General features: G+C 50.7%; 11 protein-coding genes and 1 riboswitch. Of the genes, 2 read left to right on the top strand and 9 right to left on the bottom strand.

What is annotated here, in order from left to right:
* Positions 1–46: 46 nt before the first annotated feature.
* Positions 47–1,699, bottom strand: a complete 1,653-nt coding sequence (locus HMPREF1508_RS08860; protein WP_044961279.1) for a tryptophanase — start codon at positions 1,697–1,699, stop codon at positions 47–49.
* Positions 1,700–2,079: 380 nt separating this feature from the next.
* Between HMPREF1508_RS08860 and HMPREF1508_RS08855 the strand changes: the two genes are divergently transcribed.
* The gene (locus tag HMPREF1508_RS08855; RefSeq protein WP_044961277.1) at positions 2,080–2,754 is read left to right on the top strand and encodes a helix-turn-helix transcriptional regulator; all 675 of its coding nucleotides are present in this window, start codon (positions 2,080–2,082) and stop codon (positions 2,752–2,754) included.
* A gap of 50 nt (positions 2,755–2,804) precedes the next feature.
* On the opposite strand, the gene HMPREF1508_RS08850 is transcribed toward HMPREF1508_RS08855, so the two are convergent.
* The 4 genes from HMPREF1508_RS08850 to HMPREF1508_RS08835 all read right to left on the bottom strand — a co-directional run bounded on the left by HMPREF1508_RS08850 (position 2,805) and on the right by HMPREF1508_RS08835 (position 6,437).
* Positions 2,805–3,239: a hypothetical protein gene (locus HMPREF1508_RS08850; RefSeq protein ID WP_049906954.1), complete on the bottom strand. Its 435-nt coding sequence runs from the start codon at positions 3,237–3,239 to the stop codon at positions 2,805–2,807.
* A 68-nt stretch (positions 3,240–3,307) separates the two neighbouring features.
* Positions 3,308–4,267 (bottom strand): ABC transporter substrate-binding protein, encoded by a 960-nt coding sequence (locus HMPREF1508_RS08845; protein ID WP_044961352.1) that lies wholly within the window; start codon positions 4,265–4,267, stop codon positions 3,308–3,310.
* A 190-nt stretch (positions 4,268–4,457) separates the two neighbouring features.
* Positions 4,458–5,045 (bottom strand): uracil-DNA glycosylase family protein, encoded by a 588-nt coding sequence (locus tag HMPREF1508_RS08840; RefSeq protein WP_044961275.1) that lies wholly within the window; start codon positions 5,043–5,045, stop codon positions 4,458–4,460.
* A gap of 144 nt (positions 5,046–5,189) precedes the next feature.
* Positions 5,190–6,437: a condensation domain-containing protein gene (locus tag HMPREF1508_RS08835; protein ID WP_044961350.1), complete on the bottom strand. Its 1,248-nt coding sequence runs from the start codon at positions 6,435–6,437 to the stop codon at positions 5,190–5,192.
* 335 nt (positions 6,438–6,772) lie between these two features.
* On the opposite strand from HMPREF1508_RS08835, the gene HMPREF1508_RS08830 reads away from it, so the two are divergent.
* Positions 6,773–7,990: an iron-containing alcohol dehydrogenase gene (locus tag HMPREF1508_RS08830; RefSeq protein WP_006905142.1), complete on the top strand. Its 1,218-nt coding sequence runs from the start codon at positions 6,773–6,775 to the stop codon at positions 7,988–7,990.
* Positions 7,991–8,191: 201 nt separating this feature from the next.
* Here HMPREF1508_RS08830 and HMPREF1508_RS08825 read toward each other — a convergent pair whose 3' ends face one another.
* The 4 genes from HMPREF1508_RS08825 to HMPREF1508_RS08810 all read right to left on the bottom strand — a co-directional run bounded on the left by HMPREF1508_RS08825 (position 8,192) and on the right by HMPREF1508_RS08810 (position 12,838).
* On the bottom strand, positions 8,192–9,598 hold the full coding sequence (locus HMPREF1508_RS08825) for a Sapep family Mn(2+)-dependent dipeptidase (protein WP_044961274.1): 1,407 nt from the start codon (positions 9,596–9,598) through the stop codon (positions 8,192–8,194).
* A 141-nt stretch (positions 9,599–9,739) separates the two neighbouring features.
* Positions 9,740–11,056, bottom strand: a complete 1,317-nt coding sequence (locus HMPREF1508_RS08820) for an ATP-binding protein (protein WP_044961272.1) — start codon at positions 11,054–11,056, stop codon at positions 9,740–9,742.
* 251 nt (positions 11,057–11,307) lie between these two features.
* On the bottom strand, positions 11,308–11,835 hold the full coding sequence (locus tag HMPREF1508_RS08815; RefSeq protein WP_044961270.1) for a folate family ECF transporter S component: 528 nt from the start codon (positions 11,833–11,835) through the stop codon (positions 11,308–11,310).
* Positions 11,836–11,901: 66 nt separating this feature from the next.
* A riboswitch (THF riboswitch) is annotated at positions 11,902–12,000 on the bottom strand.
* 250 nt (positions 12,001–12,250) lie between these two features.
* Entirely contained in the window at positions 12,251–12,838 is a 588-nt protein-coding gene (locus tag HMPREF1508_RS08810; protein ID WP_044961349.1) for a GNAT family N-acetyltransferase, read from the bottom strand.
* Positions 12,839–12,884: the final 46 nt, after the last annotated feature.

Raw genomic sequence — 12,884 nt, 5'->3', positions numbered from 1 at the left:
CTCCTCTTTGCCTCCCCCAGGCAAGGAGGAGAAGCCGCAGGTTATCTTATTTATCGCAAAGTTCTTCCCTGCTGGGCTCATAGGGCTCAAGCCAGGCGTGGAAATGACGCATGGGAAGGGTTCTTCCGAAAGTAATCTTCAGATTTGGAATCGTGTCACGATCCTTATAGAGCTGTGCCGCAGCGGCAATGATGTAATCCATGTGCTGCTTGGAGTACTGGCTTCTGTTGATAGCCAGGCGAACCACATTGCAGACCTCAGCCTTCTGCTCCGGAGTCTTCAGATCATACTCCATGGAGAAGTCCCCCAACTCAGAGCAGCGGATACCATAGCGATGGATCATTTCAAGAGAGAGCGCCTGTCCTGCGAAGCTCTCATGGTCTCTCTTATAACCGAAGAACTTGTCGACATCAATGTAGACCCCATGTCCGCCGGCGGGAAGAACCACCGGTACGCCTGCCTGATGCAGTCCCTGAGCCAGGTACTCGCACTGCCTTACACGCTCATCCTGGTACTCAAATCTCTGCTCCTCATAGAGGCCGACGCAGAGAGCCATGATGTCATGTCCGGACATTCCGCCATAGGAATCATTGCCGTAAGCGGAAATCTGACGAACCTTGAGCAGGTGTCCGATATCTACCTTGACACTTCCATCCTCGTTGAATTCAGAGAAGTTCTTCCAGAAGTAACCCTTGTCGCGGAAGGCCAGAAGACCGCCCATGTTGGCGTGTCCGTTCTTCTTCAGAGATGCGGATACTACATCGAAGTAAGAGAACATCTCCTTGGCGATCTCAGCGATCGACTTGTCCGCATAGCCCTCCTCATTCATCTTGATGAAGTAGCAGTTCTCAGCCCAACGGGCCCCATCCATAACAAAGGGGATGCCGTGCTTGTGAGCAATTGCGGAGACAGCTCTCATATTGGCCATAGAGACGGGCTGGCCACAGACGGAGTTATTGGTTACCGTCGTGTAAATGAGGGGAACATTTTCAATGCCGACAGAATCCAGAAGCTGATTGAGCTTGTCAATATCCATATCGCCCTTGAAGGGATTCTTCTCATACTTGCCGCCCTCGGGAATCTCAAAGAGAAGCTCCTTGTGGAAGAGATTGCGGGGCACGCTTCCCATCTGCTTGATGTTTCCCTCCGTGGTGTCAAAATGCGCATTGGACGGAATTGTGAAGACCTTGCCAGGATAGCGCTTAGCCAAAAGGGGCTTGATGACATCAAAGAGCAGAGCCTCAGCACAGCGTCCCTGAGGAACAATGAAGGTGTTGGGTCTCTCCAGCTGATAGGATCCGCCGTTGATGAAGCCGCCCTCGGTATCAACCAGATAGAGCTCATCCATCATCTTCTCCACATCGTCCTTGTCAACGCCGCTGCGGAGCAGGTCAATGGCCCTCTTTTGCTGATCTCCTCTCTCCCAGACATCGCGGAAGGCATCCAGCAGAACATAGTAGCCCTTGTTTCTTCCGTAGGACTCATCGCCCAGGAACATAGCCCCCCACTGGGCATCGGTCATAGATGTTGTGCCGGAATCAGACAGGCAATCCACATAGAGCATCCCGGCCGGGAAAGCAAACTCATTGTAATGGGTGGCCTTCAGAGCCCGTAATCGCTGCTCTGCCGTTACGGTTGGCAGGTTGCGGACGACGTGTGTAAAAGACTTTGGCGCTTCAACATTCAAAGGATATTCCATAATTATACCTCCTGTAAATGCAGTAGAATAGGCCTTTTCATATTCTACTGTCAAAATAGCTCAGATACCCCGGTCATCGACTCCCCTTTGGTCGAACCGACTGGCGGACGGTATAGGTTCCCTCTATCTGCCTGATCCCTCCCTTCTGCAATCATCTACGTGTTTTCTTTCAAAGGCCTTATTGACTTTATGAGATTATTTTATCACTGTCGGCAGTTTTTTCAATTCGTATCGTTAGATTTATGTACTATATACGATATTTTCTCTTTATTTTTGGCTATTTTGACGGTCTATTTGCTTGAAAAATTTGAGCATGAGAATATTTTTGCATTATCCGGGAGATTTTGTTATGGTGGATAGACAAGAAAGGCGGCGATACCATGAAAGAAAACAAGCTTGATCAATATCGACAGTTAGTCTCCTTCCTGGGACAGGTTCTTGGCCCCGACTATGAAGTTGTTCTCTCCGACCTCCATTCTATCCTGGCCATCAGCAACGGTCAGGTGAGCGGGCGCTCGGTCGGTGGTCCCTTAAGCGACGTCGCCCTCAGGATCCTTAAGACCAATCGACAGTCGAAAGATTCCTGCACTCTCAATTACCAGGGGCGGGGGATCAACGGAAAGCTCCTTCGCTGCTCCACCTTCTTTCTGAAGGCGCCTGGCGGACGCCTGGAGGGACTCTTATGCATCAACTTTGACGACTCCCGCTACCATGAGCTCGCCCAAAGCGTCTTTTCCCTCTGCCATCCGGATGCCTATCTCCAGCAGAATGTCCAGATCAGCCAGGTCTCCCAGTCCGGCTCGGAGACCTTCTACTCTGACCTCTCCACTCTCATCGACGACATGTTCGCAAGAGTCACCTGCTCCTCAGACCTGCCGGACCATCGCCTGCCTTACCGGGACAAGCTCAATATTGTCTCTTCCCTCTACCAGAACGGGGTTTTCTCCGTCAAGGGAACCATTCCGGAGGTCTCTGCCCGTCTCGGAGTATCCTCCGCAACCCTCTACCGCTATATCAGCAAAGTCAAGAAAGAGGCAGACCCTGCCATACCATAAGGGAAAATGCCGTCATGAAAACATCGTGGCAAAAGGGTCTTCCATCTTACTTATTTCTTCCTGCGAAAGCGATCCAGGAAGGAGCCTGCTGACATGGATTTTGCATTCGGATCCGCTGCGCATACGTAATCATAGAGATTATTCTCCTCGCCATCCCGGATTCGCTTCATCACTCTTTGCACCGGCCAGAATATGCTCGTTCCAATCTGTACCTGAATATTTAATTCGCCCTGCGGATCACTGTCATCCGTCTTCCAGCTTCCATGATAGGTCCGGTTCATGGTCTCGCCCACATAGCTTCCAATCGCGAAAATAATGGAACCGCTGTTCCCCTCGAACAGCCGGGGATTTTCCTGGATCCAGCGCTCGATCTCCCGGATCGATTCCAGAGAGTAATCCGCCCTGTATCCTGTTTTACTGAGATTTCCCGCCGCCCACTCACTGGCCGTGTGAATATCTTCCATCAGCGTGTGTTTCTGCGCCATATCATACTCCTTCCTGTGTTATAAATTGTATCATTGCCATCATAGAGCTCCATTGAGCTGACAGGCCCTTATTTCGTCCCCTCCTGTTTTGGGAAAAGGATATCCGCAACTCCCTCATAGGCCTTGCCCCAATTGGCATTGGGCTTGATCTGATAGAGGAACTTATCCATCATGTGAAACTTCCCCTGCTTTACCGCGGTCAGGCTCTGCCAGGCAGGATCCGATGAAAGGGTCTTGTCAACCGCCTGCTTGGCCTTATCCGTATCTGCCCCCATCGTCGTGGCAAAGATATCGTCCGGATTCGACGCGACGACCGCCTCCATAGAAAAATCACCCTTGATCGAGGAATCCGTGTCAGCCACATTTTCCGCGCCCAGGTCCTTAAGGATCTCACCCAGGACGATCTCATTACTCCCCATGACCTTAATGGCGCCGGAGCTGGCCACGCGAATGACAAGAACTCTCGGATGCGATCCGTCCGCCCGTTTCTTGACCTGAGCGATCTGCTCCTGTACCTTGATCCCATTCTGCTCATACAGATCCGTCCTGCCCGTGATATCCGTCATGATTTTCAGCATGGACAGGTAATCGTCGAAGGAATCCACCTTGAAGAAGGCAGCCGGGATGCCTGCCTGTTTCAATTGATCATAGAGCCCCGTCTGAGCGTCAAATTTGGATGACCCTATGATAAAGTCAGGCTTTTCAGAGATCAGCTGTTCTAAATTGGGATGATACTGGTCCCCCAGATTTACAACATCATTTCCCAATTTGAGATTGGGATTGGTCCAGGAATCCTTAACTGTCGCTGATACCGTACCGCCGGCAGACTGCCAGACATCCACGAAAGATCCCATAAGAACTGCCACCTTTTTCGGATTCTTAACAGTGATCTCATGACCGAGAGAATCCTGAAACGTCACCTCCCTGTCCTGTTTTGCCGCCTCCTGATTGACAGCCTGCTGTCCTGCCGGCTTGCCACAGCCTGCCAAGAGAATGGCGGACATTGCCAGGGCCAGGAGCACTCTCATCTTTTTCACTTTCTCTCTCCTCTTCTAATCTGCGTCGGGAATTTTATCCTGATATGTATCTTAGCACAGGCCCTTCTTTCCGAATACCGCTGATTCCCCTGCCGTCTCCCCTCTTGCTGCCTGTTTTCCCTCAGTTTTTCCCATTCTTTCGGCGAAAGCTATCTCCTCTCTTCGGATGCTTCGCAGAAAATCATTCCCCCAAAATCTCTGCCACACGTCGACGCAGAACAGGGACCACTTCCTTCATGAACCAGGGGTTCTTTCCCTGCCAGCGGAAATTCAGTGGAGATGGATGCACAATTGGGAAATACTTGGGCAGGTACTCCTGATATGCCCGCACCGTCTCGGTCAGGTTGCGCTTGGCATCCTTACCCAGATAATAATCCATCGCGTATTTGCCGATGATGATGGTCAGCTGTATCTGATCCATATAGGCAAGGATCTCCTGGTGGTACTCCTGAGCTATGAACTTGCGCGGGGGCTTATCTCCGCTTCCGGAGGCGGATTTCCCCGGGAAATAGAAGTCCATGGGCATAATGGCGATCCTCTCGGAGTAGAAGGTATCTCTGTCGATTCCCATCCAATCCATCAGCTTCTCCCCTGACTTATCGTTGAAGGGAATCAGAGACTCTTCCACCTTCTTGCCGGGCGCCTGTCCGATGATGAGAATTCTCGCCTCCTTGTGCAGCTGATAGACCGGTGGGATATCTCGCCTGGTATATTCCGCGTTGCGGGGATCTTCTTCCAGACGTCTGGTCAATTCATCAACACTCTTCATTCCTTGCCTTCTCCTTCTGTTCACTCATCATTGCTCTTCACAAGGGTTATTTTGTATATGTTATATCATCTTTAAAAACATTTTTGATGTAACTACAACAGATCTCACCTTAATCAGGAACATTCTTTGCATATGGCCGTCTGCTCACAAGTCCTCAATGATGTCGCAAATGTTGTTCATCACAGAACAGAGCAGATCATAACTTTCTCCTCTCGCATATGTACACGCTGATAAAGTGCACTGGTTCCTGTAAGTGGATATCGCCAACTGAAAATACGGCACCGGTTTTGCTGCTGCGCCAATGAAAACATCCGAAACAGAATTCCCCCGGAACACCAGACGTCTCTCATCAATTTTCCCTAAATTTGTATACGAAATCAAAGGAACAGAGATTTTTGAGGAAAGCACTTTTCCCAAAACCGAGAGAGGGAGCATACGATATAAAATATGCAGTAAAATCGGTTCTTTCAGACAGAGACTGCTCTTTTTCTGTGTGCGCATCTGCGCAGAAATTTTATTGCAGATGTTTTCAAAAGTATTCTTCCCATTCAAATGAATCTGACAGTAATAGTTTCCCGTCAAATTGCAGATCGAGCTGTTTGCATTTGTATTAAATCTACGAAGATCGACCGGGCAGGGGATGGTCATATCATTCCATCCGAACATATTGTGTAATGTCAGAATATATGCCGCAAGCAAAATATCATTTACACTGGGACGGTATTCTATTGCACAGGAGCGATATCGCTCCAATTTTGACAGGCTCATTCTTCTTACGATCAGTCTAGGCCTTTGACCACTTTCATTTAACGGCAAATGCCGTTCCACATCTGCATGTTCTGCCTGCGCCCTTGCAAACAGAATTTTTACTTTTTGCATGATCGTAAATCGATCTGTCACCTGAGCAAAACTTCTATCTGTATTTATCTGCATTTGTATTTTTGTCGGACAGCACGAGTATAATTCAGCCAAAAGATACAGCAACTGTTCAAATCCTCTTCCGTCACAAAGCAAATGACTTGCAATGACGCAAAGAGAATCCCTTTCTTCCCCGCATATCCAATAAATTTTCAACGGCACATCAATCCCAATCTCAAGTGAAGATAATAATGAATCATTTTCAATCCTCGAAAAATCTTTCCCGGCGCTTATACTTGTCAGGATTTCTTGACAGGGAATTTTGGAATATGGGTCAGGGCCACGCCACACCCCCATTTTCATATCATACCTGCACCGTAAAATCGGATATGACGAGACCAGTGCTTCTATCGCATCCCTTAATCTTTTCCCCTCCAGTTTTTCATGAAAACGAATACATCCTCTGACAACAGGTTTCTGAACAAAACCATAAAAAAATTGCATAAAGTCAAACGGCTGCCCTTTTAATTTCATAAGAAATATGTGTTCCCGTAAAATGTTATACATTGATAAACTTCACATCTTAGTTTAAACCGAAAAGATGTATACCGCTACTTCTTTTAAAGGCAGACAGACAGTGATTATACTGCAGAATTTTGAAGTTCGAATTCAATGTGCTGTCAACAGTATTTGAATTACAGATCATTAAGATCTTTTTGTCTACCATTTTGTGCATCAGACGCTCTCTTTCTTTCGGCGCTGTATTGAATTTCCTTCCCGATCCGATTACAATATTTTTGTAAGACTTGTTAAAGATTTAACAAGAAAATTTTTTCACTGTCAGGTTAGAAGAAAGTGGGGAACAAAAAATGCAGAGATTTACTTTACCAAGAGACTTGTATCATGGTCCGGATGCCTTAGAGGCGCTGAAGACCCTGGGCGGCAAGAAAGCCATCCTCTGTGTCGGCGGCGGTTCCATGAAGAGGGCCGGTTTCCTGGACAAGGCCATCTCCTATCTCAAGGAGGGCGGCATGGAAGTAGAGCTCATCGAGGGTATCGAATCTGACCCCTCCGTTGAGACCGTTATGAAGGGCGCTCAGAAGATGTCTGAGTTTGAGCCCGACTGGATCGTTGCCATGGGCGGCGGCTCTCCCATCGACGCGGCCAAGGCCATGTGGATCAAGTACGAGTATCCCGATACGACCTTTGAGGATATGTGCAAGGTCTTCGGTCTTCCCAAGCTGCGCACCAAGGCTAAGTTTTGCGCCATTTCCTCTACCTCCGGCACCGGTACCGAGGTAACCGCCTTCTCTATCATTACCGACTACGAGAAGGGAATCAAATATCCCCTCGCCGATTTCGAGATCACACCCGATGTCGCCATCGTTGATCCCGCTCTGGTTGCTTCCATGCCTCAGAAGCTGATCGCTCATACCGGAATGGATGCAATCACCCATGCCATTGAGGCCTATGTCTCTACCGCCAACAGCTATTTCACCGATCCTCTGGCTCTGGTTTCCGCCAATACCATCAAGGAATCTCTGGTAGCTTCCTACAATGGCGATCAGGATGCCCGTGCTAAGATGCACGACGCCCAGTGCATGGCCGGCATGTCCTTCTCCAATGCCCTCCTTGGCATTGTTCACTCCATGGCGCACAAGACCGGAGCTGTTTTCGCGGACTACGGCGCTCACATCATCCACGGGGCGGCCAACGCTATGTACCTGCCCAAGGTCATCGCTTTTAACGCCAAGGACGAGACCGCCAAGAAGCGCTACGGCCAGATCTGCGACTTCATCGGAGTCAGCGGTGCCAGCGATGACGAGAAGATCGCCAATCTCATTGCCCTTCTTCGCAAGATGAACGATGAGCTTAACATCCCTCACTGCATCAAGAACTACGGCGCGGACTCCTATCCCACCGAGCAGGGCTTTGTCCCGGAGAAGGTCTTCCTTGAGAGACTTCCCGAGATCGCCAAAAACGCCATTGCCGATGCCTGCACCGGCTCCAATCCTCGTATTCCAAGTCAGGAGGAGATGGAGAAGCTGCTTAAGGCTTGCTACTATGACAGAGAAGTGGATTTCTAAATTTATTTCTGCTTTCCGGAAGATTCAGGCACACGCGAGAGACAAACTCTCGCGTGTGCTTTTTCGTTATATAAAAGACCTCCCTGCCGGAACAATTTATGTTCAGCAAGGAGGCTTCAAATCGGATTGATGACAATCGCATGCTCTTTGACAATCAAATACTCACAGAGCGTCCCCTGTCAGATTTTTACATGATTCACATCAGCTGCAGAGCCTTATAATGGCCTCTGCATAGACCTTGGCGGCAATCATAATGTTGTCAATATCGAAGAACTCATCGGCTCCATGCATGCGGGTATCCCGACCGGGGAGAACCGCGCCAAAGGCGACGCCGTTATCCACATCGTGCACATAGGTCCCGCCGCCGATGGCCAGGCACTGCCCCTTCAGCCCGGTAACGTCTTCATAGGCGGACAGCAGGGTGCGGATGAAGTCACTGTCCGCGGAGACTGCATGAGGAGGAACCATCCCGTCAGATACAAAGGCGAAACCGGCCTCCTCCAGCTTCTTCTGAGCGATCTTCTCACAGTTCTCCTCATTGGAAGAGAGAGGCGTTCTGGCGTCGAACTTAAAATAGAGCCTCTTCTCATCACACCGAAAGAGATCCAGCGTTGCGGTCAGGGGACCGGACTCGGCGTCCTCATTGGCGATGCCCAGGGCAGAACCGTCCGTCACGCCGTAGGGGAAGAGTTCCGGAATCTTCCGATAGAGCGCTGTACTCTGGCACTCTGCCAGAGGAAGACGATTGATCAGAAGAACTGCTGCCAGCCCGGCATTGCGTCCTGTCTGCGGTGTGGAGGCATGGGCGGATTCCCCGATAATCGTCAGCTCCCTGTCACCGGTCTGATGGATCTCAACTCCGCACTCTTCTTGAATCTGGGCAACAGCCGTCCTGACGACGGGCATATCGAGTTCCAGTCCCTCGAAGGCGACAACCGCCTTCTGCGGAACTGCATTGATGGCGATTCCGGCATCCAGCCTGGTCACTCTGGGCTTCACCTGGGCAGAAGCCGCATCCAGTTCCCTGGTAAAGGCGGCCTTGAACTGCCCCAGCTCCACATTGATGATGGGAAAATCCGCGTCAGGGGAGAAGGTCATAGGAGCCGGTTTCTGACTGGCATAATAATGTTCGATGTCTTTCGTCCCGGTCTCCTCCTGAGAACCCACGATCAGACGGACATTTTTAGTCAGAGGCGTCTTCGTCTCCCGGATCGCCCGCATCGCGTAGGCGGCGCAGAGCATCGGCCCCTTGTCATCACTGGTGCCGCGGCCCCAGAGTTTACCATCCTTCTCGATAATCGTGAAGGGATCCGTCACCGTCCAGCCCTCACCGGCAGGGACAACATCGGAGTGAGCCAACATGTCTAGATTGGCAGGCAGGCTGGGATCGAAGTCCGCGTAACCGATATAGTTCTCCATATTATGGGTGGCAAAGCCATAGCCTGCAAAGAGCTCCAGCGCCTTGTTCAGGGCCTTGCAGGGTTCTTCTCCAAAGGGCATCCCCTCTTTCGGGGAAGACTCCACAGATGGAATCCGGCACAGGCTTTTAATATCGTCCAGTAAGTCCTGCTGATGGGCATCCAGCCACTCGTTGATTTTCTGATTCATATTTCTTCCTTTCTCAACTGTTGCAGGAGCATATCTGCCCTTGAGAGACCGATACGTCCCCTTTTGATTCCTGCAATCCCAAACAGAGATCCCATTGCGCTTTCACCGGATCCGCTTTCCCTGTTCTGCTCTCCCGCAGACTCAGGTCTTACTCTTTGGAACCGATCCCAAAAGATAATCAATAAACTGCTGGGCCGTTCTGCCGGAGAATCCCCCATGACTGAGTTCCCATACATTGGCTCTGGCGCGAAGTTCCTCCTGGCTGATGGTCAGTTCCGGATAACGGGCCGCAAGGGTCTCTACAATGTGGATGAATTCCTTCGGCGAGGGCTTGAAGTAGCCAATCTGCAGACCGAAGCGGGCTGACAGGGACAGCTTCTCCTGAACGGTATCATTCTTGTGGACATCGTCATCCTCGTGATCCGTCTTGTCCCTCCAGGTCTCGCGAACCAGATGCTTGCGGTTGGAGGTGGCGTAGATCAGGACATTCTCCGGCTTGGGCTCCAGACCACCTTCAATAATCGCCTTCAGATACTTGTACTCCAGCTCACTCTCCTCGAAAGAGAGGTCGTCCATGTAGATGACGAAGCGGTAGTTGCGGTTCTTGATCTGATTGATAATCTTGGCCAGGTACTGAAACTGGTGCTTATAAATCTCGATGATGCGAAGCCCCTGACTGTAGTAGGCATTCAAAATTGCCTTGACTGAGGTGGACTTACCTGTACCGGCGTCGCCGTAGAGGAGAACATTGTTGGCCTTGCGGCCCGCAACGAATGCCTGCGTATTATCGACCAGTTCCTTCTTCTGCATTTCATAGCCGACAATATCCTCCAGATGAATATCCAGGGTATTGGTAATTGGAACCAGAAGCTCGGTCTCCGGATCCTCTGAGACACGGAAGGCTTTATTAAGGCCCAGCATACCCACACCATAACGGCCATAGAAGGAAGTGACTACCTGATAGAGTTCCCGGTCCGTAGCAGCTGCGTCGAAAGCGGCAGACAGCTCCTGTACCTTGTCAGAGACATTCTTGTTGTAGATCTGCGCCTTTTTCTCGACAGCGTGAAAATTTGTCAGAATAGAGAAGACAGAAATTCCCAGCTTCCTCTCAAGGGGAGCGAAGTCGTAATCAAAGAGCTGTTTGAAAATATGCAGGTCATTTTCCACAAGGGTGTTGACTGAGCCATCCATAGCCCCCTCTTTCTCCGCGACAAGGGTGAATGGGGTCTCCGTCATGGCCAGCAGATAGGCCAGATAGTTCTGCCAGAGGTTCTGATTAAAGCCGTAAACCGTGGCCAGATCCAAGAGGCGATGCACCTGCTCTAAGATCTCCTGCGAAGCCTCCTCGTCAGAAAGCTTTCCCTGATCCAATCTGCGCATGGCATCCGCGATTCGGAAGAGAATGGAATCTCTGGAAATCGATCGGTAAATGATCAGTTTGCTCGTCAGTTGATACATGTTCACCTCCAAAGCTTCTAAAAATCGCCCCTATTATAGCACAAGTCCCCTCCAGCCCGGCTGGAAAGAGACTTGCTGACCTATCATGACCTATCGTGACGCCGAGCGCATTTTATCGAGCACATTTTATGGAATAAAACATCCGTATTTGAAACAAACCTCGTGATTCCATGATTTAAATCTTCTGCTCCGGAAAAGGGGGACAAGATCTTAAAAAGTAAGCTTCAAAAGCCTGCTCCTCTCCTGCCTCTCTATATCCTTGATCCCCCGACCAGACTTTCCCTCTTAAAATGAACCAGTAACTGCAAGGCCGCAAAGAGCATCAGAGTCTGCACCGGCAGCATCACCAGCTGTTTTAGAATCCTGCTGGTGACGACAGCGACAAAGCCCCTGCCGTAGAGCATAGAGAGAAAGATCCCGTTCAATAGAATATTGGCGATGATCATGCGGAGAAATTCACAGAAAAAGCAGCGGATCAGGCTTGGCTTATGCCCATAGAGGGTGAGTCCCGCGATCACTCCGCCCACGGCCGCCGTCAGGGTAAAACCTGGAAAATAAGGTCCTGTCGGCTTGATTAGATAGCCGCCCAGGTCAGAGAGGGCTCCCACCAGCCCCCCGACAAAAGGGCCAAAGAGAGCACCCGCCATGGCATTGGCCAGGAAGCTGAAGCGAATCTCGATCAGCTGGGTAATGGGAATCTTAAAGAAACCCAGGACAATGGAAATGGCCACCAGCATGGCGGCCGTGGTCAGAACACGGATATCCCTCAATTTAGACATAAAAAGACCTCCTTCGCAGTATTCCTGAACCGCACCGGAGGCAGACAATCTTCTTCACTTCGGAGCAGCAGCGGGATGCGAAACCATGACCGCGAGGATCCCCTCTTCGTCCCACTGACAACTCCCTGTTCAGGAGGCACTTAACGCCGTGGTTTCTACTCTGCAACTAACAATTTGACAGAGACATCATAACAGGCAGACGGGTCTCTGACAAGAGCTCAGACCATACATCTCCCTCACCAGGCTACGCGCCGCCCGCCAGGCACACCAATCCACTTAGCATCCATCGCCAGTCAAATCACCCATCCGCCGGAGAAAGCACCGCCAATCGCGGCCTGCTGGCAGCCACAAACAGACCGCATCCGCTGGCGTCTCCTGTCATCCAAAGACAGCCGGCATACCGAATCCGATTCTTTCAATCAGAGGCTCTTATCCATTGAGACCATGGGATGATCCCCTCTTTCACCTGCCTGTGATCCGCAATCATCTTCTCCATCCAGACCATGTCATACCAGCGGCCGAACTTATGGCCACACTTGTGAAAACGCCCCACCATCCGATAGCCCAGGTGTTTGTGGAAGTCCACGCTGTTCATGGTCAGATAGGGATCTTCCCCGACCGGATAGGCGATGCAGGCGTTGGCATTGGTTACCCCCATGGCGGCCAGATCTCTCTCCAGCCTCTCATAGATGGCCCTGCCCAGTCCCTGACCACATGCCGCCTGATCCAGGTAGATCGACATTTCTACAGAGTGATCATAGGCCTCCCGATGAATGAAGGCAGAGGCATAGGCATAGCCCAGGATCTCCCCGGAGCTCTCCGCAACATAATATGGATAGCGGTCCATAATCGCACGGATTCGATCACAAAAATCAGCAGGAGTCGGCAGCACCAGCTCAAAACTGATCGCTGTCTTCTCCACATAGGGACGGTAAATCTCAAGCAGACGCGGCGCATCCGCAGGGGTCGCCGGGCGAAGTTCAATCGAATGATTCAGATTCACAGACACACATCCACCTCCCGCATTGCGTCCGTCACGGCAGTCGCTC

The organism is Shuttleworthella sp. MSX8B (assembly GCF_000524295.1).
GTDB lineage: Bacteria > Bacillota > Clostridia > Lachnospirales > Lachnospiraceae > Shuttleworthia > Shuttleworthia satelles.
This window is presented reverse-complemented; position numbering and strand designations above follow the sequence as displayed.